This is a genomic window from Streptomyces sp. NBC_00019 (genome assembly GCF_045041015.1).
In the GTDB taxonomy this organism is placed as follows: Bacteria; Actinomycetota; Actinomycetes; order Streptomycetales; family Streptomycetaceae; genus Streptomyces.
This window is the reverse complement of record NZ_CP108302.1, coordinates 3,331,569-3,355,357: the sequence shown is the minus strand read 5'-3', so window position 1 is coordinate 3,355,357 and position 23,789 is coordinate 3,331,569. Positions and strand designations below refer to the sequence as shown.

25 protein-coding genes and 1 pseudogene are annotated in these 23,789 nt (G+C 71.0%); 12 read left to right on the top strand and 14 right to left on the bottom strand.

Features of this window, described 5'->3' with window-relative positions:
• Positions 1-38: 38 nt before the first annotated feature.
• Entirely contained in the window at positions 39-797 is a 759-nt protein-coding gene (locus tag OHU89_RS15985; protein WP_405643409.1) for an SDR family oxidoreductase, read from the bottom strand.
• 132 nt (positions 798-929) lie between these two features.
• On the opposite strand from OHU89_RS15985, the gene OHU89_RS15980 reads away from it, so the two are divergent.
• The gene (locus OHU89_RS15980; RefSeq protein WP_405643407.1) at positions 930-2,591 is read left to right on the top strand and encodes an alkaline phosphatase D family protein; all 1,662 of its coding nucleotides are present in this window, start codon (positions 930-932) and stop codon (positions 2,589-2,591) included.
• Here OHU89_RS15980 and OHU89_RS15975 read toward each other — a convergent pair.
• The gene (locus tag OHU89_RS15975; protein WP_405643404.1) at positions 2,578-3,594 is read right to left on the bottom strand and encodes a Gfo/Idh/MocA family protein; all 1,017 of its coding nucleotides are present in this window, start codon (positions 3,592-3,594) and stop codon (positions 2,578-2,580) included. The two genes, OHU89_RS15980 and OHU89_RS15975, sit on opposite strands and share 14 nt — an antisense overlap.
• 88 nt (positions 3,595-3,682) lie before the next feature.
• Here OHU89_RS15975 and OHU89_RS15970 point away from each other — a divergent pair, with 88 nt between their 5' ends.
• The 4 genes from OHU89_RS15970 to OHU89_RS15955 all read left to right on the top strand — a co-directional run bounded on the left by OHU89_RS15970 (position 3,683) and on the right by OHU89_RS15955 (position 8,002).
• Positions 3,683-4,978 (top strand): multidrug effflux MFS transporter, encoded by a 1,296-nt coding sequence (locus OHU89_RS15970; RefSeq protein WP_405643402.1) that lies wholly within the window; start codon positions 3,683-3,685, stop codon positions 4,976-4,978.
• On the top strand, positions 4,930-6,120 hold the full coding sequence (locus OHU89_RS15965; protein ID WP_405643399.1) for a serine hydrolase domain-containing protein: 1,191 nt from the start codon (positions 4,930-4,932) through the stop codon (positions 6,118-6,120). The genes OHU89_RS15970 and OHU89_RS15965 overlap by 49 nt, the downstream gene beginning before the upstream one ends.
• 45 nt (positions 6,121-6,165) lie before the next feature.
• On the top strand, positions 6,166-7,152 hold the full coding sequence (locus OHU89_RS15960; protein ID WP_405643396.1) for a small ribosomal subunit Rsm22 family protein: 987 nt from the start codon (positions 6,166-6,168) through the stop codon (positions 7,150-7,152).
• Between the two features lie 235 nt (positions 7,153-7,387).
• The gene (locus OHU89_RS15955) at positions 7,388-8,002 is read left to right on the top strand and encodes a TetR/AcrR family transcriptional regulator (RefSeq protein WP_267016093.1); all 615 of its coding nucleotides are present in this window, start codon (positions 7,388-7,390) and stop codon (positions 8,000-8,002) included.
• Here the strand turns inward: OHU89_RS15955 and OHU89_RS15950 are convergent.
• On the bottom strand, positions 7,981-8,679 hold the full coding sequence (locus OHU89_RS15950) for a glycerophosphodiester phosphodiesterase (protein WP_405643393.1): 699 nt from the start codon (positions 8,677-8,679) through the stop codon (positions 7,981-7,983). The genes OHU89_RS15955 and OHU89_RS15950 overlap by 22 nt on opposite strands.
• Positions 8,680-8,855: 176 nt before the next feature.
• Here OHU89_RS15950 and OHU89_RS15945 point away from each other — a divergent pair, with 176 nt between their 5' ends.
• Positions 8,856-9,584: a bifunctional DNA primase/polymerase gene (locus OHU89_RS15945; RefSeq protein ID WP_405643390.1), complete on the top strand. Its 729-nt coding sequence runs from the start codon at positions 8,856-8,858 to the stop codon at positions 9,582-9,584.
• An 18-nt stretch (positions 9,585-9,602) separates the two neighbouring features.
• On the opposite strand, the gene OHU89_RS15940 is transcribed toward OHU89_RS15945, so the two are convergent.
• The 6 genes and pseudogenes from OHU89_RS15940 to OHU89_RS15915 all read right to left on the bottom strand — a co-directional run.
• Positions 9,603-10,607: a hypothetical protein gene (locus tag OHU89_RS15940; RefSeq protein ID WP_405643387.1), complete on the bottom strand. Its 1,005-nt coding sequence runs from the start codon at positions 10,605-10,607 to the stop codon at positions 9,603-9,605.
• A complete protein-coding gene (gene efeU / locus OHU89_RS15935) occupies positions 10,567-11,439 on the bottom strand; it encodes an iron uptake transporter permease EfeU (RefSeq protein WP_405643384.1) in 873 nt (290 codons plus the stop codon). The genes OHU89_RS15940 and efeU overlap by 41 nt, the downstream gene beginning before the upstream one ends.
• Positions 11,440-11,441: 2 nt before the next feature.
• On the bottom strand, positions 11,442-12,716 hold the full coding sequence (gene efeB / locus OHU89_RS15930; RefSeq protein ID WP_365406169.1) for an iron uptake transporter deferrochelatase/peroxidase subunit: 1,275 nt from the start codon (positions 12,714-12,716) through the stop codon (positions 11,442-11,444).
• A gap of 16 nt (positions 12,717-12,732) precedes the next feature.
• The gene (gene efeO, locus OHU89_RS15925) at positions 12,733-13,887 is read right to left on the bottom strand and encodes an iron uptake system protein EfeO (RefSeq protein WP_405643381.1); all 1,155 of its coding nucleotides are present in this window, start codon (positions 13,885-13,887) and stop codon (positions 12,733-12,735) included.
• Between the two features lie 190 nt (positions 13,888-14,077).
• On the bottom strand, positions 14,078-14,899 hold the full coding sequence (locus OHU89_RS15920; RefSeq protein WP_405654509.1) for a heme ABC transporter ATP-binding protein: 822 nt from the start codon (positions 14,897-14,899) through the stop codon (positions 14,078-14,080).
• Between the two features lie 33 nt (positions 14,900-14,932).
• Positions 14,933-15,399, bottom strand: a pseudogene (locus OHU89_RS15915) (iron chelate uptake ABC transporter family permease subunit); the annotation flags it as partial.
• Positions 15,400-15,625: 226 nt separating this feature from the next.
• Between OHU89_RS15915 and OHU89_RS15910 the strand changes: the two are divergent.
• Both OHU89_RS15910 and OHU89_RS15905 read left to right on the top strand, forming a co-directional pair.
• The gene (locus OHU89_RS15910; RefSeq protein ID WP_405643379.1) at positions 15,626-16,510 is read left to right on the top strand and encodes a hypothetical protein; all 885 of its coding nucleotides are present in this window, start codon (positions 15,626-15,628) and stop codon (positions 16,508-16,510) included.
• Positions 16,503-17,147 (top strand): PhzF family phenazine biosynthesis protein, encoded by a 645-nt coding sequence (locus tag OHU89_RS15905; RefSeq protein WP_405643376.1) that lies wholly within the window; start codon positions 16,503-16,505, stop codon positions 17,145-17,147. Before OHU89_RS15910 ends, OHU89_RS15905 begins: the two co-directional genes overlap by 8 nt.
• On the opposite strand, the gene OHU89_RS15900 is transcribed toward OHU89_RS15905, so the two are convergent.
• A complete protein-coding gene (locus OHU89_RS15900) occupies positions 17,144-17,791 on the bottom strand; it encodes a heme oxygenase (biliverdin-producing) (RefSeq protein WP_405643374.1) in 648 nt (215 codons plus the stop codon). The genes OHU89_RS15905 and OHU89_RS15900 overlap by 4 nt on opposite strands.
• A 113-nt stretch (positions 17,792-17,904) precedes the next feature.
• Positions 17,905-18,762 carry a type I methionyl aminopeptidase gene (gene map / locus OHU89_RS15895; RefSeq protein WP_405643372.1) on the bottom strand — a complete coding sequence of 286 codons (858 nt, stop codon included), beginning with the start codon at positions 18,760-18,762 and terminating at the stop codon, positions 17,905-17,907.
• Positions 18,763-18,820: 58 nt separating this feature from the next.
• On the opposite strand from map, the gene OHU89_RS15890 reads away from it, so the two are divergent.
• Positions 18,821-19,051, top strand: coding sequence for a hypothetical protein (locus OHU89_RS15890; protein ID WP_266893297.1), 231 nt, complete (start codon positions 18,821-18,823; stop codon positions 19,049-19,051).
• On the opposite strand, the gene OHU89_RS15885 is transcribed toward OHU89_RS15890, so the two are convergent.
• Positions 19,052-20,386, bottom strand: coding sequence for an MFS transporter (locus OHU89_RS15885; protein WP_405643368.1), 1,335 nt, complete (start codon positions 20,384-20,386; stop codon positions 19,052-19,054).
• A gap of 73 nt (positions 20,387-20,459) precedes the next feature.
• On the bottom strand, positions 20,460-21,062 hold the full coding sequence (locus tag OHU89_RS15880) for a hypothetical protein (RefSeq protein WP_405643365.1): 603 nt from the start codon (positions 21,060-21,062) through the stop codon (positions 20,460-20,462).
• Positions 21,063-21,250: 188 nt separating this feature from the next.
• On the opposite strand from OHU89_RS15880, the gene npdG reads away from it, so the two are divergent.
• Both npdG and OHU89_RS15870 read left to right on the top strand, forming a co-directional pair.
• Positions 21,251-21,955, top strand: coding sequence for an NADPH-dependent F420 reductase (npdG, locus tag OHU89_RS15875; protein ID WP_327716735.1), 705 nt, complete (start codon positions 21,251-21,253; stop codon positions 21,953-21,955).
• Positions 21,956-22,016: 61 nt separating this feature from the next.
• A complete protein-coding gene (locus tag OHU89_RS15870; RefSeq protein WP_361477268.1) occupies positions 22,017-22,196 on the top strand; it encodes a hypothetical protein in 180 nt (59 codons plus the stop codon).
• Here the strand turns inward: OHU89_RS15870 and OHU89_RS15865 are convergent.
• Positions 22,186-22,983: a site-2 protease family protein gene (locus tag OHU89_RS15865; protein ID WP_266893306.1), complete on the bottom strand. Its 798-nt coding sequence runs from the start codon at positions 22,981-22,983 to the stop codon at positions 22,186-22,188. The two genes, OHU89_RS15870 and OHU89_RS15865, sit on opposite strands and share 11 nt — an antisense overlap.
• A gap of 104 nt (positions 22,984-23,087) precedes the next feature.
• On the opposite strand from OHU89_RS15865, the gene OHU89_RS15860 reads away from it, so the two are divergent.
• Positions 23,088-23,717 carry a DUF6578 domain-containing protein gene (locus OHU89_RS15860; protein WP_405643360.1) on the top strand — a complete coding sequence of 210 codons (630 nt, stop codon included), beginning with the start codon at positions 23,088-23,090 and terminating at the stop codon, positions 23,715-23,717.
• The last annotated feature ends 72 nt before the right edge of the window (positions 23,718-23,789 follow it).

Below are 23,789 nucleotides of genomic sequence, written 5' to 3'. Positions count from 1 at the left end.
GACCGGATGTTCATATTCCGCTTGTGCAGATTGAGACCTCAACCACGCCCGACGTACGGCATCGCCGTCGCCAGCACGGTCGCGAACTGCACGTTCGCCTCCAGCGGCAGCTCCGCCATGTGCCGCACCGTGCGCGCGACGTCGGCGACGTCCATCACGGGCTCCGGCGCGACCTCGCCGTTGGCCTGCAACGCACCGGCCCGCATCCGCGCGGTCATGTCGGTCGCCGCGTTCCCGATGTCGATCTGCCCGACCGCGATGCCGTACGGCCGCCCGTCCAGGGACAGCGACTTGGTGAGGCCGGTCAGGGCGTGCTTGGTCGCGGTGTAGGCGACGGAGTGCGGACGCGGCGTATGGGCGGAGATCGAACCGTTGTTGATGATCCGCCCACCCTGCGGATCCTGCTCCTTCATCTGCCGGTACGCCGCCTGCGCGCACAGGAACGCCCCGTTGAGGTTGGTGTCCACCACGTGCCGCCACGCGTCGTACGGCAGCTCCTCGACGGGCACCCCGCCGGGACCGAACGTCCCCGCGTTGTTGAACAGCAGGTCCACCCGCCCGAACCGCTCCACGGTCGCGGCGAACAGCGCGGCCACGTCATCGGGCCGTGAGACGTCCGTCCGTACGGCGAGACAGGCGCCCTCGGGCGTGAGTGCCGCCGTCTCCTCCAGCGTCTCGGTCCGCCGCCCTGCCAGCGTCACCGACCAGCCCGTACGCAGCAGCTCCACGGCGACCGCGCGGCCGATCCCGGAACCCGCGCCGGTCACCACGGCAGTCCTCGCATTTCTCGTGTCCATGAGCGCGCAGCGTAGGTGAGCCTCCGCGATACGGAAGCATCTGTCCGCCATCCGGGTGCTGCCACCCCCGTGAGCGTGTGTCGGCGCCGGGCCCGCGCCCTTGCCCTCCCTCAACTGTGACGGGAGGAAAGAATGACCATCACACCAGGCCGGTCGCCCCGGCACAGCCGTGAACCGTGCGCTGCCGCCCACCGCTCCCCCAGAGGGGGGACCCCCAGCCGCCGTCGCTTCCTGGGTCTGACCGCCGCGGCCGCCGCACTCGCCTTCGCCGTGGACCTGCCTGCGACCGGTACGGCGGCCGCCGCCCAACTCGACGCGGCGCGCATCGACGACTTCCCCTTCACGCTGGGCGTCGCCTCGGGAGAGCCACTGCCCGACTCGGTCGTCCTGTGGACCCGGCTCGCGCCCGCTCCTTACCAGCCCGACGGCGGACTGCCCGCCGAACGCGTCGACGTCGACTGGGAGGTGGCCGAGGACGAGACGTTCGCGACGGTCGTCGCCAGGGGCACAGCCGTCGCGCACCCGGAGTTCCACCACACCGTGCACGTCGGGGCCGAGGGCCTTGCCTCCGGCCGCGTCCACTACTACCGCTTCCGAGCGGGCGACTGGCTCAGCGAGACCGGCCGCACCCGCACGGCGCCCGCCGCCGACAGCCCGGTCTCCTCCCTGACTGTGGCCGCCGTCTCCTGCCAGGCCTACCACGACGGCTACTTCACGGCCCACCGTCACCTCGCCGAGGACGACGTCGACCTGGTTCTCCACCTCGGCGACTACCTCTACGAGTACGCCGTCGACTCGGTCGGCGGCGCCCGTGCGTACACCGACCGGGTGCTGCCGGCCCTGTTCGACCACGAGACCGGCACGCTGGAGGACTACCGGCTGCGTTACGCCCTCTACAAGACCGACCCCGATCTGCGGGCCGCACACGCCATGCACCCTTTCGTGGTTACCTTCGACGACCACGAGACCGAGGACAACTACGCCGCCTCCATCCCCGAGAACGCCGTCCCGCCAGAGCGATTCCTGCTGCGCCGCGCCGCCGCCTACCGCGCCTACTGGGAGAACCAGCCGCTCCGCCTCCCCCAGCTGCCCGTCGGCCCCGACATGCAGCTCTACCGACGGCTCCAGTGGGGCCAGCTGGCCCAGATCGACGTCCTCGACACCCGCCAGTACCGCTCCGACCAGGCCTACGGCGGCGCCAAGCACCTTCCCGGGCCCGAGTCGGAGGACCCCACCCGGACGATGACCGGCGCCGCCCAGGAACGCTGGCTCCTGGATGGCTGGAGCACCTCACAGGCCCTGTGGAACGTGGTGCCCCAGCAGGTCTGCTTCTCGCGACGCCGGATGGATCTCAACCCCGTGGCCGCGGTCGCCATGGACGCCTGGGACGGCTACCCGGCGGCCCGCCGCCGCATCCTCGACGGCGCGAAGGCGGCCGGGGTGCAGAACCTGATGGTCCTCACCGGCGACCTGCACGCCGGGTACGCCTTCGACATCAAGGACGACTTCGAGGACCCGGCCTCCCGCACCCTCGGTACCGAGATCGTCACCACCTCTGTCGCCAGCGGCAAGGACGGCACCGAGAAACCCTCGAACTGGACCACGTACACGACCGCCAACCCGCATCTGAGGTTCTACGACGGCCGGCGCGGCTACACGACCGTCACCCTCGACCGGGCCCAGGCACGCGCCGACTTCAAGACCCTGCCGTACGTCACCACGCCCGGGGCCCCGATCGCCACGGTCGCCTCCTTCGTCACGGAGGTGGGGAACCAGGGCCTCACGCCGGCGTGACGGTCTCCCCGACGGCCTCGCCCGGGTAGCGGACCCCGATGCGCTCGCGGACCGTGTCCATCGTCCGCATCACCGCGAGCGTGCCGTCGAGCGGGACGAGCGGCGACTCGGTCTCGCCGGCCCGCAGCGCGCGCATCACCTCGACGGCCTCGTGCTTGAGGCTGTTGCGGGGACCGGCCTCGGCCTTGCACTCCTCGGGGTCACGGCCGTCCCGGTGCAGCACGAACCGGTCCGGGAAGAAGAAGCCGTACGGCACGTCGATACGGCCCAGCGAACCGGTGACCGACGCCGAGGTCGCCGTACCGCCGATGATCGAGCAGTGCACCGAGGCGAGCGCGCCGCCGTCGTAGGAGAGCAGGGCTCCCGTCTGGAGGTCGACGCCCTCGTCGGAGAGCGTCGCGCGGGCCGCGATGTCCGACGGCTCCCCGAGCAGCAGCTGGGTGAACGACATCGGGTACACACCGAGGTCAAGGAGTGCGCCGCCGCCCTGTGCCGGGTCGCGCAGACGGTGGCTGGGCGGGAAGGGGCCCGCCAGCCCGAAGTCGGCCTGGACGCTGCGCACTTCGCCGATCGCGCCGTCGTCCACCAGCGCCTTGAGCCGCCGTATCAGGGGATTGCAGTACATCCACATGGCTTCCATCAGGAAGCTCCCGCGCTCCCGCGCGAGCCCGACCAGCTCCTCCGCCTCGCGCGCGTTCAGCGTGAACGCCTTCTCGCACAGCACGTTCCGCCCGGCCTCCAGGCACAGACCGGCGGCCGCCCGGTGTGCCGAGTGCGGGGTGGCGACGTAGACGACATCGATGTCCGCGTCCTCGGCCAGCGCGCCCCACTCGCCGTACGCCCGCTCGATCCCGAACCGCTCCGCGAACGCCTTCGCCGACTCCTCGCTCCGCGAGGCCACCGCCACGACCTCCGCATCCGGCAGATCCACCAGATCCGCCGTGAACGCCCCCGCGATCCCACCGGTCGCCAGGATTCCCCAGCGCACCCTCTGCTCCGTCATCCCCGCGCCCATCCTCGCTCGCGTGACACTCGCCACTGTGTACGAGCTGAGAGCATAGGTGGCGGATCGGACTCGGAGGGAGGTGCACATGCCCGACAGCGGGGCATCGACATCGAACCTGGAACAGGCGGCTGCGGCACCGGCGCAGCCGCCCACTCGTGCCACGCGCCGCACCGGCTGGGTCGTCACCCTCACCCTCGGCGGCCTCACCGCCACGCCTCCGCTGGCGATGGACATGTACCTCCCCTCGCTCCCGGAGGTCACGAACTCCCTGCACGCGCCCGCCGCGACGGTCCAGCTCACTCTCACCGCCTGTCTGCTCGGCATGGCCCTCGGCCAGCTCGTCGTCGGCCCCATGAGCGACCGCTGGGGCCGCCGCCGGCCGCTGCTCGTCGGTCTGGTGGTCTACGTCCTCGCCACCGCTCTGTGCGCCCTGGCGCCCACCGTCGAGACCCTGGTCGCCTTCCGGCTGACGCAGGGGCTGGCGGGCGCGGCCGGGATAGTGATCGCGCGGGCCGTCGTACGCGATCTCTACGACGGTGTGGCCATGGCCCGCTTCTTCTCCACCCTCATGCTGATCGGCGGGGTCGCCCCGATCGTCGCGCCCGTCATCGGCGGCCAGATCCTGCGGGTGACGGACTGGCGGGGCGTGTTCGTGGTGCTGACGGTCGTCGGCGCGCTGCTGGCCGTGCTGGTGTGGGCCCGGCTGCCCGAGACCCTCCCGGTGGAGCGGCGCCATGTCGGCGGGGTCGGCGAGGCCCTGAGGTCCATGGGCACCCTGCTCGCCGACCTCCCCTTCACCGGCTTCATGCTCGCGGGCGGCTTCGCCTTCGCCGCGCTGTTCGCGTACATCTCGGCCTCGCCGTTCGTGATCCAGGAGATCTACGGGGCCTCGCCGCAGACCTTCAGCCTGCTCTTCGGGCTGAACTCGGTGGGCCTGGTCGTCGTCGGCCAGATCAACGGCAAGGTGCTGGTCGGTCGGGTCAGCCTGGAGAAGGTGCTGGGCGCGGGGCTCGCGATCGTCATCGCCGCCGCGATCGCGCTGCTGCTGATGTCCCTGGGCGTGTTCGGCGAGCCCGGCCTGGTGGCCGTGGCCGCCGCCCTCTTCGTCCTGATGTCGGCGATGGGCATCACCCTGCCCAACGCCCAGTCCCTCGCCCTCCTGCGCACCAAGCACTCCGCGGGCTCCGCCTCCGCCCTGCTCGGCACCTCCTCCTTCCTCATCGGGGCCATCGCCTCGCCGCTGGTCGGGGTCGCCGGGGAGGACACCGCCGTACCGATGGCCGTGGTCCAAGTCGTGTCGGCACTGGTAGCGCTTGCCTGTTTCATGGGAATGTGCCGTCCTTGGAACAGACGTGCGAGCGCGGAGGGAGTAGAGAACTGAGCGCGCCGAGACTGCGCAGCGACACACCGGAACGGGCCGGACTCGACCCCGGGGAACTCGAACAGCTCGCCCAGGAGGTCCACGACCTCACCACCGGCGAGCGCCCCTGGGCGGCCGGCACCGTCGTGGTCGCCGGACGCGGCCCGGTGATCGCCGTCGAGGAGGCGGCGGGCTGGGCGGTCCGGTACGCCTCCTACGACCCCGAGGCCGACGCGGGAGTGGAACTGCCCCGCAAGGCACGCGTCCCGATGACGGTCGCGACCCCCTTCGACCTCGCCTCCCTCACCAAGCTGTTCACCGCCGTCGCCACGATGCAGCAGATCGAACGCGGCACCCTCGGCATCGACGCCCGGGTGGGCGCGTATCTGCCGGACTTCCGGGCGGCGGCCGAGCACGGGGTGACGGTACGGGAGCTGCTCACGCACACCTCCGGACTCCGCCCCGAACTCCCGCTGTACGACTGCGCGGACGACGCGGAACGGCTGGAGCTGCTGCGGTCCGAGCCCCCGATCGGCGTACCCGGCACCTACATGTACTCGGATGTGAACCTGCTCCTCCTGCAGCACGTCCTGGAACGCATCACCGGCCGGGGCCTCGACACCCTCGTCCACGACGGCATCACACGGCCGCTGGGGATGACGGCGACCGGGTTCGGGCCGTGCCCCGGGGCGGCGGCGACCGAGTACCAGCGGCGGCCCTGGGCGAAGGCGGACCGGGGGATGCTGCGGGGTGTCGTCCACGACGAGAACGCGTGGGCGCTGGGCGGAGTGGCGGGCCACGCCGGTCTCTTCTCCACCGGCCGTGACCTGGCCGTCTTCTGCCGCGCCCTGCTGGCGGGCGGCTCCTACGGCCCCGCCCGCATCCTCGGCCCCGACTTCGTCGAACTCATGCTGACCCCACCGGGCCTGGGCTTCGCCATCGACCAGCCGTGGTTCATGGGCGAGCTGGCGGGACGGGGGGCCGCGGGCCATACCGGCTTCACCGGAACCTCCCTGGTCCTGGACCGGGCGACGGACACCTTCCTGGTGCTGCTGTCGAACGCGGTCCACCCCCGAAGACGGCCACCGGACAGCAGACCGAGAGCGGCGGGGGCCACCCGTCTGGCGCGCGCGGTCCGCCCCACCAGCCTGTCCGGCGTGTGAGGGCGGGGCGTTCGGGGCGGGTTCCGGGCGACCTAGAATCGCCGGGTGAACGCCCCCGTATCCCCGGCCGAGACCCTTCGCGCCACCCTTGCCACCGTCCTCGACGGACTGCCCCCGAAGCAGGCCGCGCAGGCCGTCGACCGGCTGATCGCCACCTACCGCGGGGCCACCCCGACCGACGCGCCCATCCTCCGGGACCGGGCGGACGTCGCCGCGTACGCCGCGTACCGGATGCCGGCCACCTTCGAGGCGGTGCGCTCGGCACTGGACGCGTTCGCGGACGCGGTGCCGCAGTGGGTGCCGGGGAGTCATGTGGACGTCGGCGGGGGGACCGGGGCGGCGACCTGGGCGGTCAGTGCCACCTGGTCCGGTGCGCGGTCGGTCACGGTCCTCGACTGGGCGGAGCCCGCGCTGGCCCTCGGCCGGGAGATCGCCGTGGCGAACCCGGCGCTGGAGGGTGCGAGTTGGCGACGCTCGCGGATCGGATCCTCCCTCGCGCTCGAGAGCACGGACCTCGTCACGGTGTCCTACGTCCTGAACGAACTCACTCCCGCCGACCGCACCGCTCTCGTCGATGCCGCCGCGGGGGCCGCGCAGGCCGTGGTGATCGTCGAGGCCGGTACGCCGGACGGATACGCCCGGGTGATCGAGGCTCGCGACCATCTGATCGCGGCCGGCTTCCGGGTGGCGGCTCCCTGTCCGCACAGCGCGGCCTGCCCCATCGTCCCCGGCGAGGACTGGTGTCACTTCTCGACACGGGTCAGCCGCTCGTCCCTGCACCGGCAGGTCAAGGGCGGCTCCCTGCCCTACGAGGACGAGAAGTTCAGCTACGTCGCCGCGGCCCGCTTCCCGGTCGCCCCGGCCGCCTCCCGTGTCATCCGCCGCCCCCAGATCCGCAAGGGCCAGGTCCTGCTGGACCTCTGCGAGACGGACGAGCAACTGTCCCGCACGACGGTGACGAAGCGGCACGGTGACCTGTACAAGGCGGCGAGAAACGCGGCTTGGGGCGACCCCTGGCCCCCACTGCCGTAGCGCGGGACTTTTCTCGCCCCCGCCGCCCCTACCCGTCCCACCCTGGGGGCTGCGCCCCCAGACCCCCGCGTCGGCCCTGAACGGGCCTCGTCCTCAAACGCCGGACGGGCTGGGTTTCTCAGCCCCTCCGGCGTTTGAGGAGGGGGGTCCAGGGGGCGGAGCCCCGGGCGGCGGGGGCGAGGAACGCCCGGGTTCGGCGAGACGGGGCGTCTCACTCGGCTGCTACCGTCGGGCCATGGTCAAGCAGCCCGTCCCCGACACCACTCGCCGCAGCGAGAAGTCCCGTCGCGCCATCTATGACGCCGCCCTCGCGCTCGTGGGGGAGGTCGGTTACCCCAAGACCACCATCGAGGGCATCGCGGCCCGCGCAGGCGTCGGCAAGCAGACGATCTACCGGTGGTGGTCGTCGAAGGCGGAGGTGCTGATGGAGGCCTTCCTCGACCTCGGCGAACAGTCCGCACGCGAGGCCGGCCAGGAGTCGTACGCCTTCCCGGACACGGGCGACCTCGCCGCCGACCTCAAGGCCGTACTGCGCGCCACAGTCGACGAGCTGAGGGACCCCCGCTTCGAGGTACCGTCCAGGGCGCTCGCCGCGGAAGGCGTCGTCAACGAGCAGCTCGGCCGGGAACTCGTAGCCAAGCTGCTCGAGCCCTCGCTCCAGCTCTACGTCGACCGTCTGCGCTCCGCACAGGACACCGGCGACGTACGCCCGGACATCGACCCGCGCATCGCCCTGGAGCTCGTCGTCTCGCCCCTCGCCCAGCGCTGGCTCCAGCACACCGGCCCCATCGACCACACGTACACCGACACCCTCGTCGACTACGCCCTCTACGGTCTCGCCCCGCGCTGAGCCACCCGCTGAGGCGCCCGCGCCAGCCGCCCCGGCGTATCCGTGATCACCCCGTCACAGCCCAGCCCCAGCACCCGGTCCCGCTGCGCCGACGTCACCACGGTGTGCGCCCACACCCGCCGGACACCGGAGTTCACCGCCCGGACCAGGTCCGCGTCACGCGCCCTGTAGTCGACGTCCAGGACGTCCACGAAGGACCGCCACCGCTCGGGACGGTCGGTGCGCAGCTGCTGCGCCGAGCGCCACAGGCCGCCCAGCAGATCCAGCACCTGGGCCACGGTGGGCGGCCGCTCCGACCGCCAGCTGCCGGGGAGGGGTGCCTTGGGACGCACCCGTACGCCCTGCCACTCCCGCACGTTCAGCTTGTGCACCTCGCCGCCCAGATACGTCGTGCGGTTCAGCAGCGGATCGTGCATCACGACGAGCGTGCCGTCGCTCAGCATGCGGGTGTCGAAGTCCAGCACGTGGGCCGTACCGCGCCCATAGGCGGCCATGAGCCCCGTCAGGCTGTTCTCGGGCACCTCACGGGCGCCGCCGCGATGAGCGACGTATGTCACACGCGGCAGCGAATCCACTGTGAGCGGTCCGGGCCCCCACTCCAGCGGGATCGTCGGTCCCAGCAGCGAGACCAGGGAAGCCGCCGAAGCCAGGCCCGTCAGCGCGATCCTCGTGACCATGACGACCACGGTAGGGGCGCCGGGGTTCTAAATCCTCTCAAAGAGGAGGATTTCACCCGATCCTCCTCCCCGGTACGCCCTGTCCCGCCTACCCCGGTTGTCGGCTCCGGCCACCGGGAGCGCAGGATGGTGGGACCATAGAGTGCTGTCCGCACCACAGCGAGGCGAGGCGATACATGAGCCAGGAGTTCGGCGGCCGGACCGGCCTGCAGGGCAAACTCACCCAATGGCTGCGTGGACGCCGCCCGAAGGACGCCGCCGACGACGGCGGCCGTGAGGCCCTGCTGCTGGCTGCCGCCGGGGCGGGACTGCCTCTCGCGCCCGCCGCGCACCCGGCCGGCTACCGCTGTTCCTGCGACCGAGTCGGCTGTCCCACCCCCGCCCGGCACCCCGTCTCCTTCGCCTGGCAGACGCAGTCCACCACCGACCGCGCCCAGATCGAGCGCTGGGCCCGGCACCAGCCGCAGGCCAACTTCATCACCGCCACCGGCATGGTGCACGACGTCCTGGACATGCCCCTCGACGCCGGCCGCGAGGCCCTGGAGCGGCTGCTCGCCTCCGGTATCGAGGTCGGCCCGGTCGCCGAGACCGACGGCCGGCTGATGTTCTTCACCCTCACCCGCGGCACCCCCGAGGACGAGGACGAGTGGTGGCCGTGCGAGCTGGACTGCCACCCCGAGACGATGGACGAGCACCCGGGGCTCCGCTGGCACTGCCGCGGCTCCTACGTCCTCGTACCGCCCGCCCGGCTGCCCGGTGACGGTCGGACCGTGCACTGGGTACGCGGCCCGGAGCACCCCCTGCCCGACCCGCTGAGCCTGCTGGAGATCCTCACCGACGCAGGCGCCCGCTGGGCCGGCGAGGACCGGGACCACGCCTCCACGGCCTGGCCCTCGCGCGGCTGAAGCACCTCCCGGAGGGGGCTACTCGCCCTTCGCCGCCGTCAGTCCCTGGATCCGCCCCAGCACCGACACCTGCCCGCCGTCCGTACCCTTCGCCGGGTCCAGGGCGACCTCGTTGGAGACGAACTCCATCGTCAGCGACTGCTTGACCTCGCCGGTCGTCAGCGCGTCGACGGCCGCGTTCTGGTCGGGGAGCGTGGTGCCCGCGTAGGCGGTCTGCTTCATGAAGTGCCGCGTGGTGAAGAACACCAGGGCGCCGCCGTCCTTCGTGCGCAGCGCCAGCGGGGCGTAGTCACCGTTCGTCAGCGACTCGTCGATGTACTGCGTGGCCCGTCCCGGCTTCTTGGCGTCCTTCGTGCGCTGCGTGCGCCATCCGCTGGTGTGGGCGCCCGCCGCGAAGGTCTTCCCCTCGCCGCTCTCCAGATAGGTCGCGTAGTCCTGGCTCAACTGCCGCGGGGCGACGGACAGTTCCGTCGAGTTCGCGGGGACGGCCTCCGCCCAGCCGTCCGTGTCCGTCTTGAACTCCGGTACGTCGTCCGGTGCGACGAGCGTCAGATACGCCACCTGGAACGGCTCGTTGAGGCCGTCGCGCGTGAACACGAACAGCCAGCGCGCGGTGCCGCCCTTGTTCGCGGCGGTGTCGGCGACGAACCAGCGCGGCCAGCCCGCCTTCTTGGGGATGGTGTACTTCGCGTCGGACAGCTTCAGCGGGGTGTGCGCCGTGTTGCCCTGCGGGCTGTTGGCCCTGCCCGCCTTCAGCCGCGCCGCGTCGATGTCGGCGAGGGGGCCGGTGACCTGGTCCGCGTCCAGGGAACTGTCGTACGCCTTGTCGGCCTTGTTGTACGCGGTCGTGAACTCCCGGAGCGCCTCGGCGGCTTCGGCCTTGGTCGTCGCGGGGAGCACCTCGCGCTCCCCGTGGACCACCACGCACCCGCTCGCCGTCAGCGACAAAGCGGTCACCGAGGCCGCTGTCAGCACCCTCCGGTCAAGATTGCGGAGCCTTCGAGGGCTGCGATTCCTGCTCATCGGATGCCTTCACCTTCCCCTTCCCGGAGGCGAACCCTACCGGGGCGAGGAACAGCGCGAGCGTCGGGACCAGGTACAGCAGCCACACCGTGACCTGGAGCACGGTCGGGTCCGGCTGGAAGTTGAAGACGCCCTTCAGCAGGGTGCCGTACCAACTGTCCGGCGGGATGGCCCCGGAGATGTCGAAGGCCTTGTCGTTCAGGCCCGGCAGCCAGTCGGCCTCCTGGAGATCATGGAAGCCGTACGCCAGCACGCCCGCCGCCACGACGACCAGCATGCCGCCGGTCCACGTGAAGAACTTGGCGAGGTTGATCTTCAACGCGCCCCGGTAGAAGAGCCAGCCCAGCACGACCGCACTGGCGATGCCGAGCCCCACACCGATCAGCGGGCGCGGCGTCCCGTCACCGGCCGCGTGCACCGACGCCCACACGAACAGGGACGTCTCCAGACCCTCCCGGCCGACCGCGAGGAACGCGGTGGCGACCAGCGCGCCGGTGCCCATCTGCAGGGCCGCGTCCAGCTTGCCGTGCAGCTCCGCCTTCAGGTGCCGGGCGGTGCGCCGCATCCAGAAGACCATCCACGTCACCAGGACGACCGCGAGGATCGACAGGGAGCCGCCGAGCGCCTCCTGCGCCTTGAACGTCAGCTCCTGGGAGCCGAATTCGAGCGCGCAGCCGAAGCCGAGCGCGATCGCGACCGCGACCGCGATGCCGATCCAGATGGGCTTCAGCGCGTCCCTGCGCTCCGTCTTCACCAGATAGGCGATGAGGATGCAGACGACGAGTGAGGCCTCCAGGCCCTCGCGCAGACCGATCAGATAGTTGCTGAACACGGCTACGCCTCCTTGGAGAACAGCGTGCTGCCCCACCAGTCGTCCTTGTCACGGACGCCGGGCGGGACGGCGAAGACCGCCGAACCCACGTGCTGGATGTACTCGTTGAGCGCGTCCGGGGCGAGGTTGCGCTGGATCTGCACGAACCCCTTGCGCACATCGCGCTGGTACGCGAGGAAGAACAGCCCGGCGTCGAGCCGCCCGAGCCCGTCCGTGCCGTCGGTGAAGGAGTAGCCGCGGCGCAGGATCGTCGCCCCGTGGTTGGAGTCGGGGTGCGCGAGCCGGACGTGCGCGTCGGGCAGCATCGCCTTCAGGAACGGCTTGTCGCGCTCCTTGGCCTTGCCGACCGGGGCGCCCTCGCCCTTGTCGCGGCCGAAGATGTCCTCCTGCTCCTGCAGGGAGGTGCGGTCCCAGGTCTCGATGTGCATCCGGATACGGCGCGCGACGAGATAGGACCCGCCGACCATCCAGTCGGGCCCTTCCTGGCCGGAGACCCACACGAACTTCTTCAGCCGGTCCGTCTCGGTCCCCGCGATGTTGCGGGTGCCGTCCTTGAACCCCATGAGGTTGCGCGGGGTCTGCTCCTCCGGCGTCGTGGAAGAGGTCTTCCCGAAGCCGAGCTGCGACCAGCGGATGACGACCTTGCCGAAGCCGATACGGGCCAGGTTGCGGACGGCGTGCACGGCGACCTGCGGGTCGTCGGCGCAGGCCTGGATGCACAGGTCGCCGCCGCTGCGGTTCTTGTCGAGGGCGTCCCCGGCGAACTTGGGCAGCTCGAAGAGCCCCTCGGGCTGTTCGCCTTCGAGCCCGAACTTCCGGAACAGCGACGGCCCGAAGCCGATGGTGAGGGTGAGCCGCGAGGGCTTGAGCCCCAGCGCCTCACCGGTGTCGTCCGGCGGCGCCTCGGCCAGCCCGCCGAAGGCGCCCTCGCCGACCGCCTGCCCGCCGGTCATCCGCCGCGCGGCCGCCGTCCAGTCCTTGAGCATCTGCACGAACTCGGCGCGGTCCTCGGTCTTCACGTCGAACGCGGCGAAGTGCAGCCGGTCCTGCACGGGAGTGGAGATACCGGCCTGGTGGCCGCCGTGGAACTCGACGGCGGCCCCCGCCTCGGCGCCCGCGGGGTCCACGTCGTTGCCGGTCCGGGTCATCGCCACCGCCCCGCCGGCCGCGGCGGCACCGAGCGCGAGCCCGGCACCGCCCCAGCCGATCAGCGAACGGCGGGAAGGGGAGGGCGAGGTCTCGTCGGTGGAGGTCTCGCCCGTGGAGGTCTCGGTCATGAGGGCTGCCCCTGCTTCACTTGGCGACGACGGCGGCGGCGAGCTTGGACAACGGCTCCGCGAGGGCGTTCACCGCGTCCGACAGCTCCTTGCGGTCGGCCTCGCCGACCTTCTCGTACGAGGTGAAGTCGTAAGACGTCTCGTCCGCGCGGTACTTGTCCAGCAGCGTGTCCAGCGCGGCGAACTGCTTGTCGAGCTCGGTGGTGAGGGCCGCGTCGTTCTCCTTGGCGACCGCCTTCAGCAGCTCGTACGACTTCTCCGCGCCCTCCACATTGGCCTTGAAGTCGACGAGGTCGGTGTGCGAGTAGCGCTCCTCCTCGCCGGTGACCTTGCCGGTGGCGACCTCGTCGAGGAGCTCCTTGGCGCCGTTGGCCATGGAGGTCGGGGTGATCTCGGCCTTGCCGACCCGGTTCTGCCAGTCCTTGAGGTCGGTGACCAGCTGGTCGGCGAGCTCGGAGTCACGGGCGGTGAGCTTCTTGTCCTTCCAGAGCGAGCGCTCCAGGCGGTGCCAGCCGGTCCAGTCCTTCTCCGGGTCCTGGCCGTCCTCCAGGCCGTCCTCGCGGACGTCGACCTTCGGGTCGATGTCACCGAAGGACTCCGCGACCGGCTCGGTGCGCTCCCAGCCGATACGGGAGGGGGCGTAGGCCTTCTTCGCGGCCTCGATGTCCCCGTCCTTGACCGCCTTGGCGAAGGTCTCGGCGAGCGGCAGTGTCTCGTCGGCCTGCGCCTGTACGTATGTGCGGTAGGCGGCGACGGCCTTGTCGAGGCGGGGGTCGCGCTTGGCGGCGGTGCCGCCGGTGGCCTTGACGTCCTGGCGGATGCCGTCGCCCTTCATGCCGGGCTTGCAGGCGATCGTGTAGTCGCCGGCCTTCACCTCGGCGGTGACGGTCTGCTTGGTGCCCGGGCCGATGTTCTCGCGCTCGGTGACGACCCGGTCGTCCGGGAAGAGGATGTAGACCTCAGTGACCTTGGAGCCCTTGTTCTCGATGGCGAGCTCGACGTGGCCGGCCGGGAACTCCTTCTTCGACACGTCGCACTTGCTGTCGGTGGCGGTCACGTTGATGACGCCGTCGCTGCCCCCGGAGCCGCCCTTCTCGGTGCACCCGGTGAGGGCGGTCAGGGCCGCCACGACGGCGGTGGCGGTGACTGCGGAGAGTCTGGCGGCTCGCATGCGGGCTCCCGGGCGATGGCTGAAAAATCACGTGACAGGGCTCACACGGTTCGGTGAGGCTCACCTAACTTAACCGAGCCTTACCTGCGTGATACCCCGTCGTTCCGTGATTCACCTCTCATGGACGGTGTAAGAGCACGACCCGATCACGGTGACTCAAAACGGACCCCAAGTAATGGTCAAAGGAGATTCAAAGGTTCCGCTCGGGGTTTACGAGCAGCGCCCCCGTCCGAGGGTGCGGAAACACCTCCACGGGCTGGTCGTACACCTCCGACAGCAGCCGCTCGTCGAAGATCTCCTCCGGCGCCCCGTCGGCGGCGACCCGCCCGCCGCGCAGGATCGCGACCCGGTGCGCGTACGCGGCGGCGAGCCCCAGATCGTGCAGCACGACGACGACGGCGTCCCCCTCACGCGCCCGCTCCCGGCACACCCGCAGCACCAGCTCCTGGTGCCTGAGGTCGAGAGCCGCGGTCGGCTCGTCCAGCAGCAGCAGGGGAGCCCGCTGCGCAAGCACCCGCGCGAGCGCGACCCTGGCCCGCTCCCCGCCGCTCAGCGCGCCGAAGGGACGGGACGCGAAGGCGGCGACCTCGGTCTGTCGCATGGCCTCGGCAACGGCCCGGTCATCGTCGTCGGGCGCGGCGGCGGCCCAGGGCGCGCGTCCCATCCGGACGACGTCCTCGACGCTGAAGGGGAAGGAGAGGGAGGCCGACTGAGGGAGGACAGCCCTCCGCAGGGCTAGCTCGGGCGCGGACCACTCCGTGGCGGGACGGCCGTGGATGCGTACGACTCCGTCGGCGGCCGCGATATCGGCGGCGAGCGCACCGAGGAGGGTGGATTTCCCGGCCCCGTTGGGCCCGATGAGCGCGAGAACCTCCCCGGCACGGACGGTGATGTCGATGCCATGCAGCACTTCGCGGGGTCCGAGACGGACGTGGAGCCCTTCGGCCGTGGCGAGTACGTCCCCGGGCTCGGCGGGGGCCGGGGGAGTGGGGCGGTTGCGGAGGAGTCTCATGGCGGGGTCCTTGGAGGTGGAGGGGTGCTTGGCAGCGTTCACCGCGATCCCCGTGAGAATCAGCGTCACGACCTCGGTACGCCCCCCGGACCGCGACATCGCGACACCAGCAGCACCGTCCCGAGCCCCGCGACGAACGCGAACGCCGAGACCGTCCACGTACCGAGGAAGTCGATCCCGAACGCGATCGCCGCGACCGCCCCCACCGCCGCCCCCGAGGAGACCCCGATGACCCCCGGCTCGGCGAGCGGATTGCCGAACACGCCCTGCATCAACGCCCCCGCGCACCCCAACGAGGCCCCGACGAGCAGCGCGAGCACGATCCGCGGGAACCGCACGTTCCACAGCACCGACTCGGCGACCCGGTCCAACTCACCGCCCCCGAGCCCGACTTTGTGCCGCACGGAGCCGAGGACATCCCCGACCGGGATCGGATAGGCCCCGACACCGGCCGCGACCGGCACGAGGACGAGCAGCCCCACGACCAGCCCGACGGTCATCAGCCACGCGGCCGAGTGCCGTCTTCGCGGCGGGGATTCAGCCGCGCCGCCCGCCTGCGCCGCGGTCTTCTCCAGTACGGTCACGCCCCACCGTCCTTCTTGTGCAGCTGCTCCATGACCGACTTGACCTCTTTGGGTTTAGGTTAGCCTTACCTTGCTTGGTTGAAGTCATCGGGCGCCGTAATCGCGATGCGCAGGCGCCGCACCGAGGCGTAGAACTGTCCCCGTGAACAGGGGACGCAGGGAACTGCTGGGGCCGGGGCGGCTGGTACTGCACGTGTCGGACCGCCCCGGCCCGCCGGCGTTGCGCTTCGAGACGACGGGCGACGGGCGGATCCTGCTGCGGCAGGGGGAGCGGCCCGTACTGCTGGGCCGCACGGGCGAGGGCTGTTGCCGTGAGCTGTCTCTGCACGGCCTTGACGGCTACCGCTCCCCGTTGCCCCCGCTGCGCTCGGCAATGATGCGGTCGTCGGTCAACTGGCCGCACCGCTACGCCCGTTGGCTGGAGGAGGCGGACGGCACCCCGCTGCAGGACGGACGGTGGGAACTGGCCGTGCGGACCGGCTTCCCGCCGGGTATCTGGACCGAGGACTTCGTGCGCGACTGGCCGAGCAGCAGCCTGGAGCTCGCCTGCGGAGGCGGCTGGCACGGAGTGCTCCCGCTGCGCCGCCTCTCGCCGCCGGATGCCGCGCGCGTGAAGGCGTACCGCAGACACGCCCGCGAGGGCACCCTCGCACCCGTCCTCCTGTGGTGGGTGGCCTTCCTCGACGGCTGGGTCATCCTCGACGGCCACGACCGGGCGGTGGCGGCGCTGGCGGAGGGAGAACAACCGCGGTGCGTGGATCTGAACCGGGTGCCCGACGAGGACAAGTGGCGGCAGGTCGCCGAGCAGGCGACCCACGAGCACGAGGCGCGGATACGACGGCTGGCGGCGCACCCCGACGAGCCGGGCCACGTACGCCAACGGGCCGCCCTGGAACAGGGGCACGCCGAGCTGATCGCCTCGCTTCCGTACGGCATGCCCCCCACCGGCTTCTGGCCCCTCCCCGGCGGAGCCAGGACCTGGGACGACCTCGCCGACCGCGCGATGCTTCAATTCCCCCGTGACTGACTACGACGTACTGCGCGTCTTCTGCGCGCCGAACGGCGGATACGGCAATGAACTCGGCGTCATACGCGAGGGATCCGTGATGCCGGACCGCGAGGAGCGGCAACTGTTCGCCGGGAAGCTCGGGTTCAGCGAGACCGTGTTCGTGGACGACCCGGAGCGCGGGGTCATCGACATCTACACGCCGACACTGCGGCTGCCCTTCGCCGGCCACCCCTGTGTCGGCACGGCATGGCTGCTCGACGTGCCGGAGCTGGTCACCCCGGCCGGCGTCGTGGGCGCCCGGCTCGACGGCGAGTTCAGCTGGATCGAGGCGCGGGCGGAGTGGGCGCCGCCGCGGACGCTCAGGCAGTACGCGACGGCCGCCGAGGTCGACGACCTGGACGTGCCGCCGAAGGGGGAGTGGATCTACGCCTGGGCCTGGGAGGACGAGCCCGCGGGGCGGGTGCGCGCGCGGGCGTTCCCCGGCCGTGACGACGGGATCGACGAGGACGAGGCGACCGGTGCCGCCGCCCTCCTGCTCACGGAACGGCTGGGCCGCGCCCTGAACATCACCCAGGGTGCGGGCTCACAGCTCCTCACCGCTCCCCAGCCCGGCGGCTGGGTGGAGATCGGCGGCCGGGTGTACCTGGAGCGCTAGGCGCTCAGGGAGAACTCCTCACCGAGGGCGCGGAAGACCGCCGTGTTCAGCGCGAACGCCTTCTTGCACTCCGTCACGATCCGCTGCTTCTCCAGGTCGTCGGCCCGCACCCCGTCCAGCAGCTCCCGGTAACCCCGCTTGAACGCGGCGGGGTTGGCGATCCCCTCGAAGACGTAGAAGCGCACTCCGTCGCCCTTGCGCTCGAAGCCCCACGTCCGCTCCGCCTTGTCGCGGATGATCTGGCCGCCGGAGAGGTCGCCGAGGTAGCGCGTGTAGTGGTGGGCGATGTACCCGGCCGGCCACTCGGTGGCGCACTCCCGCACCCGGTCCGCATAGGCCTGTGTGGCCGGCAGCGCGGTCAGCCCCGTACGCCAGTCGGCGCCCCGCAGATGCTCCAGGTCCCGCTCCAGCGCACCCAGCCGGTACAGCTCGGGCTGGATGAAGGGTCCGGTCACCGGATCCGCGGCCAGCCGCTCGGCCCCGCTCTCCATCGCCTCGTACACGAACCACAGCTGCTCGGTGTACCGCGCGTACGCGTCCACGCCCAGCCTGCCGCCGAGCAGGTCGCTCATGAACGACGAGGTCTCCGCCTCCACGTGCTGCTCATGGGAAGCGGTGCGGATGACTGTCGAGAAGGAGTCCATGCAGTGCATCCTCTAAGGTAAGGCTTACCTAAGTCAATAGGTTTGCCGACGCCCTGTCGGTAAAAGCGTACAAGAAAAGACCCGCCCCAGCAGGGGACGGGTCCACGGGCTTGCTACGGCAGCGTCAGGATCTCGGCGCCGCTCTCCGTCACCACCAGCGTGTGCTCGAACTGCGCCGTGCGCTTGCGATCCTTCGTGACGACCGTCCAGCCGTCGTCCCACATGTCGTACTCGTGCGTCCCGAGCGTCAGCATCGGCTCGATCGTGAAGGTCATGCCGGGCTGGATGACCGTCGTCGCATGCGGACTGTCGTAGTGCGGAATGATCAGCCCGGAGTGGAACGACGAGTTGATCCCGTGCCCCGTGAAGTCCCGCACCACCCCGTACCCGAAGCGCTTGGCGTACGACTCGATGACCCGGCCGATGATGTTGATCTGGCGCCCCGGCCGGACCGCCTTGATCGCGCGCTCCAGCGACTCACGCGTCCGCTCGACCAGCAGCCGGCTCTCCTCGTCGACGTCCCCGACCAGGTACGTCGCGTTGTTGTCGCCGTGCACCCCGCCGATGTACGCCGTCACATCGAGGTTGACGATGTCGCCGTCCCGCAGCACCGTCGAGTCCGGGATCCCGTGGCAGATCACCTCGTTGACACTGGTGCACAGCGACTTGGGGAAGCCGCGGTAGCCGAGCGTCGACGGGTAGGCGCCGTAGTCGCACATGTAGTCGTGCGCCACCTTGTCCAGCTCGTCGGTGGTCACACCGGGGGCGATCAGCTTCGCCGCCTCCGCCATCGCCTGCGCGGCGATCCGACCGGCGATCCGCATCGCCTCGATGGTCTCCGGAGTCTGCACCTCCGGTCCGGTGTACGGCGTGGGCCCCGGCTTGCCGACGTACTCAGGACGACGGATGTTTCCGGGCACGGAACGGGTGGGGGACAGCTCCCCTGGTACAAGCAGCGACTGGCCAGACATGCCAGCGAGTCTAACGAGCCGCTGTGGGGGAACATGTCGGTGGCGAGAGGAGCTGGTCATGGCCCTGTTCAAGAAGCGCACGGTCGGCAAGCCGGGCGAGTGGTACTACTGCCTGGAACACAAGAAGGTCGAGGAGGGGCCGGACTGCCCCGGCAAGGACCGTTTCGGGCCCTACGCCTCCCGGCAGGAGGCCGAGCACGCGATGGAGACCGCCCGCGAGCGCAACCTCGAGTGGGAGAACGACCCCAAGTGGCACGACGCCTCGGCCCGCGGCAGCGACGACGACTGATCAGGCGCCCGTGGGTGCGGCAGCGGTCCGCTGCTTCCGCACCCGCGCCGCGTGCTCGTCCGTCCGCTCGTCGTACGTCATCAGCTTCGGCAGACACAGCGCCAGCAGGCCCACCGCGCCGGCGCACAGCAGACCGCCCGACCACACCGAAGCCCGCACACCCCACCACGCGGCGAAACCGCCCGACCTGACCTGGCCCAGCGTCGGACCGACGGAGTACGACAGCAGCTCGATCCCGGCGAGCCGGCCCCGCAGCTCGTCCGGGATCGTCTGGTTCCACATGACCCCGCGGAAGATCCCGCTCACCATGTCGCAGCCGCCCGCCACCGTCAGGAACAGCAGCACCAGCCACAGATTGCCGACGATTCCGGCCGCCGCGATCGCCACGCCCCACAACGCGGCCGACAACACCACCATCCGGCCGTGCCGGTGGATCCGCGCCGTCCAGCCGCTCGTCACACTCACCAGCAGCGCCCCGAGCGGGACCGTCGCGTACATCAGACCCAGCGCCCACTCGGCGTCCAGCTCGTCCGCGAGGAACGGCAACAGCGCCAGCGGCATCGCCAGGAACATCGCGGCCAGGTCGACCGCGTAGGTGCCGAGCAGCTCCTTACGGCTCCAGGCGTACCGGGCGCCCTCGGCGATCGCCTTCAGCGAAGGTTTCGCCGCCTCGTGCGCGGCGGGGGAGGAGGCGATCGGGATGATGAGCACGACCGAGACCACGAAAGTGGCCAGATCCGCCGCATAGGCCCAGCCGAGCCCCGCGTACGCCACCACCACACCCGCCACCGCCGGGCCCGCGACCCCGCCGACCGTCCAGCGGAAGGTGTTGAGGGAGGCCGCGGCCGGCAGATGCTCATGGGCCACGATCCGCGGCCACAGCGAGTCCAGCGCGGGCCGCTGGACCGAGACGAGCGCGGAGGACAGGGCGGCGACGAGATACAGCGGCCACACCGCCGGGTTCGGCATCAGCGCGTTCACCAGCAGCACCGCACTGAGCAGACCCTGCCCGGCCTCGGTCCAGATGATCAGCCCGCGCTTGTCCATGGCGTCGGCCAGCGCACCGCCGTACAACCCGAAGACGATCAGCGGAATGAGCTCCACCGCACCGATCGCACCCACCGCCGCCGCGGACTCCGTCAGCTCCTTGATCTGCACCGGCAGCGCGACGAACGTCAGAAAGCTCCCGAAGTTCGAAACCAGCCCCGACACCCACAGCCGCCGAAAGTCGGCCGAGGCCCGCCATGGGGTGAGATCGGGCAGGACGGAGCGGAGACGGGAGGGAGGGGGCGAGACAGAGGGCGCGGCAGGGGGAGCGGAGTCGTCGTCGGTCACGACGGGTCATGGTCGGCCGCGCCGGCAGGCGGGGGCAACCGAATTTCGGGGCACCGCCCCTCCCTCGCGCCCCCTACCACCGCGCCGGCGGCGGTGCCGTCAGCTGGTCCGTCAGGCGGGAGAGCCGGTCCCGGAAGCGGCGGCGTGTCCGTGGGGCCGGAAGGGCGTTCTCGCCCGCTGCCGCGCTCACCAGGTGCTGGACGGTGTCGAGATCGAGGTCCGGGCCGCTCGGGACGGCGAGGGATTCGTGGGCCATCGCCACGAGGTCGCCGTCGTCGGGGCCGAGCGCCAGTACCGTCGCGCCGGCCCGACGGGCGTCGTGCACACGCTCCAGGAGTGCGGCGCCCGGACCCGCCGGGGACACGACCAGCAGCGTCTCCCCGCGCCGCGCCGCCGCCAACCGGCCGAGACCGACGGCCAGATGGGCCGGATCCGAGGGCTGCGCCTCATGCCGTACGAGCGTGGGAGCCAGCTCCGGTGTCCCCGACCAGGCCGCCTCGTCCACCAGATGAGCCGCCAGATGCCACGGCTCGTACTCCGGCGTGCCGACCAGCAGCAGACCACCGCCGTGCGAGACCACCGAGCCGCGCAGCACCCCGGCGAACCTCCGGGTCGCCCCCAACCACTCGGTCCCGGCGAGCACTTCGCGCAGCAACGAGACACGTACGGCGTCCATGTGGCCGTATCCTGCCGCAAACGGCCACCCGTGACCCGGAGTTCACCACGAATTCGCCCGAACCGGGCATGAGAAGCGCTGTCGGCCTTCCGCGGGGGCGGGGCACAGCGACATCGGCTTCCGGCGCGTGCCCGTGACGCGGCTCACCTGACCGGACGGGGTGCGCGGGGCGCACGTAAAGTCGGCCCATGACCTCTACCGACAGTGCACAGAAGGCCCCTGCGAAGGACCCCTGGGACCTTCCCGACGTCTCCGGGCTCGTCGTCGGCGTGCTCGGCGGAACCGGCCCCCAGGGCAAGGGCCTCGCCTACCGGCTCGCCAAGGCCGGCCAGAAGGTGATCATCGGCTCGCGCGCCGCCGACCGCGCCCAGGCCGCCGCCGACGAGCTCGGGCACGGCGTCGAGGGCGCCGACAACGCCGAGACCGCCCGCCGCAGCGACATCGTGATCGTCGCCGTGCCCTGGGACGGCCACGGCAAGACGCTGGAGTCGCTGCGCGAGGAACTGGCCGGAAAGCTGGTCGTCGACTGCGTCAACCCGCTCGGCTTCGACAAGCAGGGCGCCTACGCCCTGAAGCCCGAGGAGGGCAGCGCCGCCCAGCAGGCCGCCGCCCTGCTGCCGGACTCCCGGGTCACCGCCGCCTTCCACCACCTCTCGGCGGTCCTCCTGGAGGACCCGGAGATCGACGAGATCGACACCGACGTGATGGTCCTCGGCGAGGCACGGGCCGACGTCGAGATCGTCCAGGCCCTGGCCGGCCGTATCCCCGGCATGCGCGGCATCTTCGCGGGACGCCTGCGCAACGCCCACCAGGTCGAGTCGCTGGTCGCCAACCTGATCTCCGTGAACCGCCGGTACAAGGCGCACGCGGGTCTGCGCGTCACGGACGTATGAGCCGATGGGGGACACTGGACGACGACGTCACCAGTGTCCCCCCGACAGGAGAGCCGCTCCCATGCCCCGCCTCGCCCTCTATGCCCTGATCGTCTGTCTCCTCGCCGTGGCGGCGGCGGTCGTGTCCTTCTCCCGGGGCAGCTTCCTGGGGATCGTATGGGTGCTGATCGTGGGGCTGTCCAGCAACATGTGCTGGTACTACGTGAAGCGTGCCAAGGCGGAGAAGTCCGTCAGCCGCTGACCGAGCAGAAGTCGCTCGTCTGCCAGAAGCGGTAGAGGTCCTGACCGCAGTACGTCTCGAAGTCGCTGATGCCGAGCGAGGCCAGGATCGAGTCGATCACGTCGAAGAACGCGCTGTTGACCGCCGGCACCCACAGCAGCGCGAAGACGAACAGCAGGCCGAACGGCGCGAACGGCTCCACCTGGCGCTTGATCTTGTACGACAGCCAGGGCTCGATGACGCCGTAGCCGTCCAGGCCCGGAATCGGCAGGAAGTTCAGGATCGCGGCCGTCACCTGGAGCAGGGCGAGGAAGGCCAGCGCGAACCGGAAGTCCGCCGGCACCCCGTCGAGCGCGTCCAGCCAGAACGGGGCCGTGCACACGACCGCGAACAGCACATTGGTGAGCGGCCCGGCCGCGGAGATCAGACTGTGCTTCCAGCGCCCCTGGATCCGGCCGCGCTCGATGAAGACGGCACCGCCCGGCAGACCGATCCCGCCCATGATCACGAAGAGGACGGGGAGGACGATGCTGAGCAGCGCATGGGTGTACTTCAAAGGATTGAGCGTGAGGTAACCCTTTGAACCCACGGTGATGTCACCGCTGTGCAGGGCGGTACGCGCGTGTGCGTACTCGTGCAGACACAGGGACACGATCCAGGCGGCCGTCACGAACAGGAACACGGCCACGCCGGGCTGCTCGGCGAACCCGGTCCAGGTGGCCCAGCCGGTCACCGCGGTGACGGCCAGGATGCCCACGAAGACAGGGCTGATCCGCCGGTCGCTGTTGCGGGCGGCTGTGGTGGTCATGGGGTTCCCCCGACTCTCGTACACGCTCTGGGACTGCCCGACCGTACCGGGCGTACGACGAAAACGTCTCGCGGTACCTCATCGGTTCCGGAGAAGGTGGGGCCATGGGGCTTTGGCATGTGTTCTACGAGGACTGGCAGATGGAGTGCTGCGGTACGCCGTTCTCGGTGGGGGACGAGGTGAGCTGGCCGCTGCTGCTGAGTGAGAGCGGCCTGGTATTGGGCGGGGGCTGGCACGATCAGTTGACCAAGGTCGTGGGGCCGGTGGAGGGCGGGGTGCTGCGGGACGAGAACGGCCTGGAGGTCGCCGTGCGGCAGCGCTCGGGGGAGCGTGTCCGGCTGGTCGGCCTGCTCACGGTCGAGACGCACGGCGCCGAACTGCCCGAGGTGCGAGGCCGGGTGCGGGCGCTCCAGGTGCTGACACAGGGGTACGTTCAGCCGCCGGACTCGGAAACGTGGTGGCCGGTGCCGGAGGAGCGGTGGTTGCGGACGGTGGACCGGTGCCCGAAGTGGTTCGCCGAGAGCGCGACAGGAAAACGGAGCCGACGTTCGGACGCGGGTGCCGTGGTCACCCTCGACGTTCCGGACACGGACTCCTGGCTGTCCTACGCCGTACGCAAGGCGAGCGGCCTGCCCGAGGACGCACCTCCCGGCGCCGAGACGGAGGGCATCGACGCTCACTCGTCGGCGGCACTGCTGGAGACGTTCAGTACGGTGCGGGGCCGGCCCACCTGACCCGTCGGCCGCCGGAACCGACACGGCGCCCGCCCGCGCCCGATCCCCGTGACCGCCCCCGAACCCACCAGA

Coding starts and splice junctions, on each gene's coding strand:
- OHU89_RS15985 (WP_405643409.1), bottom strand. CDS start 797: ATGGACACGAGAAATGCGAGGACTGCCGTGGTGACCGGCGCGGGTTCC.
- OHU89_RS15980 (WP_405643407.1), top strand. CDS start 930: ATGACCATCACACCAGGCCGGTCGCCCCGGCACAGCCGTGAACCGTGC.
- OHU89_RS15975 (WP_405643404.1), bottom strand. CDS start 3,594: ATGACGGAGCAGAGGGTGCGCTGGGGAATCCTGGCGACCGGTGGGATC.
- OHU89_RS15970 (WP_405643402.1), top strand. CDS start 3,683: ATGCCCGACAGCGGGGCATCGACATCGAACCTGGAACAGGCGGCTGCG.
- OHU89_RS15955 (WP_267016093.1), top strand. CDS start 7,388: ATGGTCAAGCAGCCCGTCCCCGACACCACTCGCCGCAGCGAGAAGTCC.
- OHU89_RS15950 (WP_405643393.1), bottom strand. CDS start 8,679: ATGGTCACGAGGATCGCGCTGACGGGCCTGGCTTCGGCGGCTTCCCTG.
- OHU89_RS15945 (WP_405643390.1), top strand. CDS start 8,856: ATGAGCCAGGAGTTCGGCGGCCGGACCGGCCTGCAGGGCAAACTCACC.
- OHU89_RS15940 (WP_405643387.1), bottom strand. CDS start 10,607: ATGAGCAGGAATCGCAGCCCTCGAAGGCTCCGCAATCTTGACCGGAGG.
- efeB (WP_365406169.1), bottom strand. CDS start 12,716: ATGACCGAGACCTCCACGGGCGAGACCTCCACCGACGAGACCTCGCCC.
- efeO (WP_405643381.1), bottom strand. CDS start 13,887: ATGCGAGCCGCCAGACTCTCCGCAGTCACCGCCACCGCCGTCGTGGCG.
- OHU89_RS15920 (WP_405654509.1), bottom strand. CDS start 14,899: ATGAGACTCCTCCGCAACCGCCCCACTCCCCCGGCCCCCGCCGAGCCC.
- OHU89_RS15900 (WP_405643374.1), bottom strand. CDS start 17,791: ATGGACTCCTTCTCGACAGTCATCCGCACCGCTTCCCATGAGCAGCAC.
- map (WP_405643372.1), bottom strand. CDS start 18,762: ATGTCTGGCCAGTCGCTGCTTGTACCAGGGGAGCTGTCCCCCACCCGT.
- OHU89_RS15890 (WP_266893297.1), top strand. CDS start 18,821: ATGGCCCTGTTCAAGAAGCGCACGGTCGGCAAGCCGGGCGAGTGGTAC.
- OHU89_RS15880 (WP_405643365.1), bottom strand. CDS start 21,062: ATGGACGCCGTACGTGTCTCGTTGCTGCGCGAAGTGCTCGCCGGGACC.
- npdG (WP_327716735.1), top strand. CDS start 21,251: ATGACCTCTACCGACAGTGCACAGAAGGCCCCTGCGAAGGACCCCTGG.
- OHU89_RS15870 (WP_361477268.1), top strand. CDS start 22,017: ATGCCCCGCCTCGCCCTCTATGCCCTGATCGTCTGTCTCCTCGCCGTG.
- OHU89_RS15865 (WP_266893306.1), bottom strand. CDS start 22,983: ATGACCACCACAGCCGCCCGCAACAGCGACCGGCGGATCAGCCCTGTC.
- OHU89_RS15860 (WP_405643360.1), top strand. CDS start 23,088: ATGGGGCTTTGGCATGTGTTCTACGAGGACTGGCAGATGGAGTGCTGC.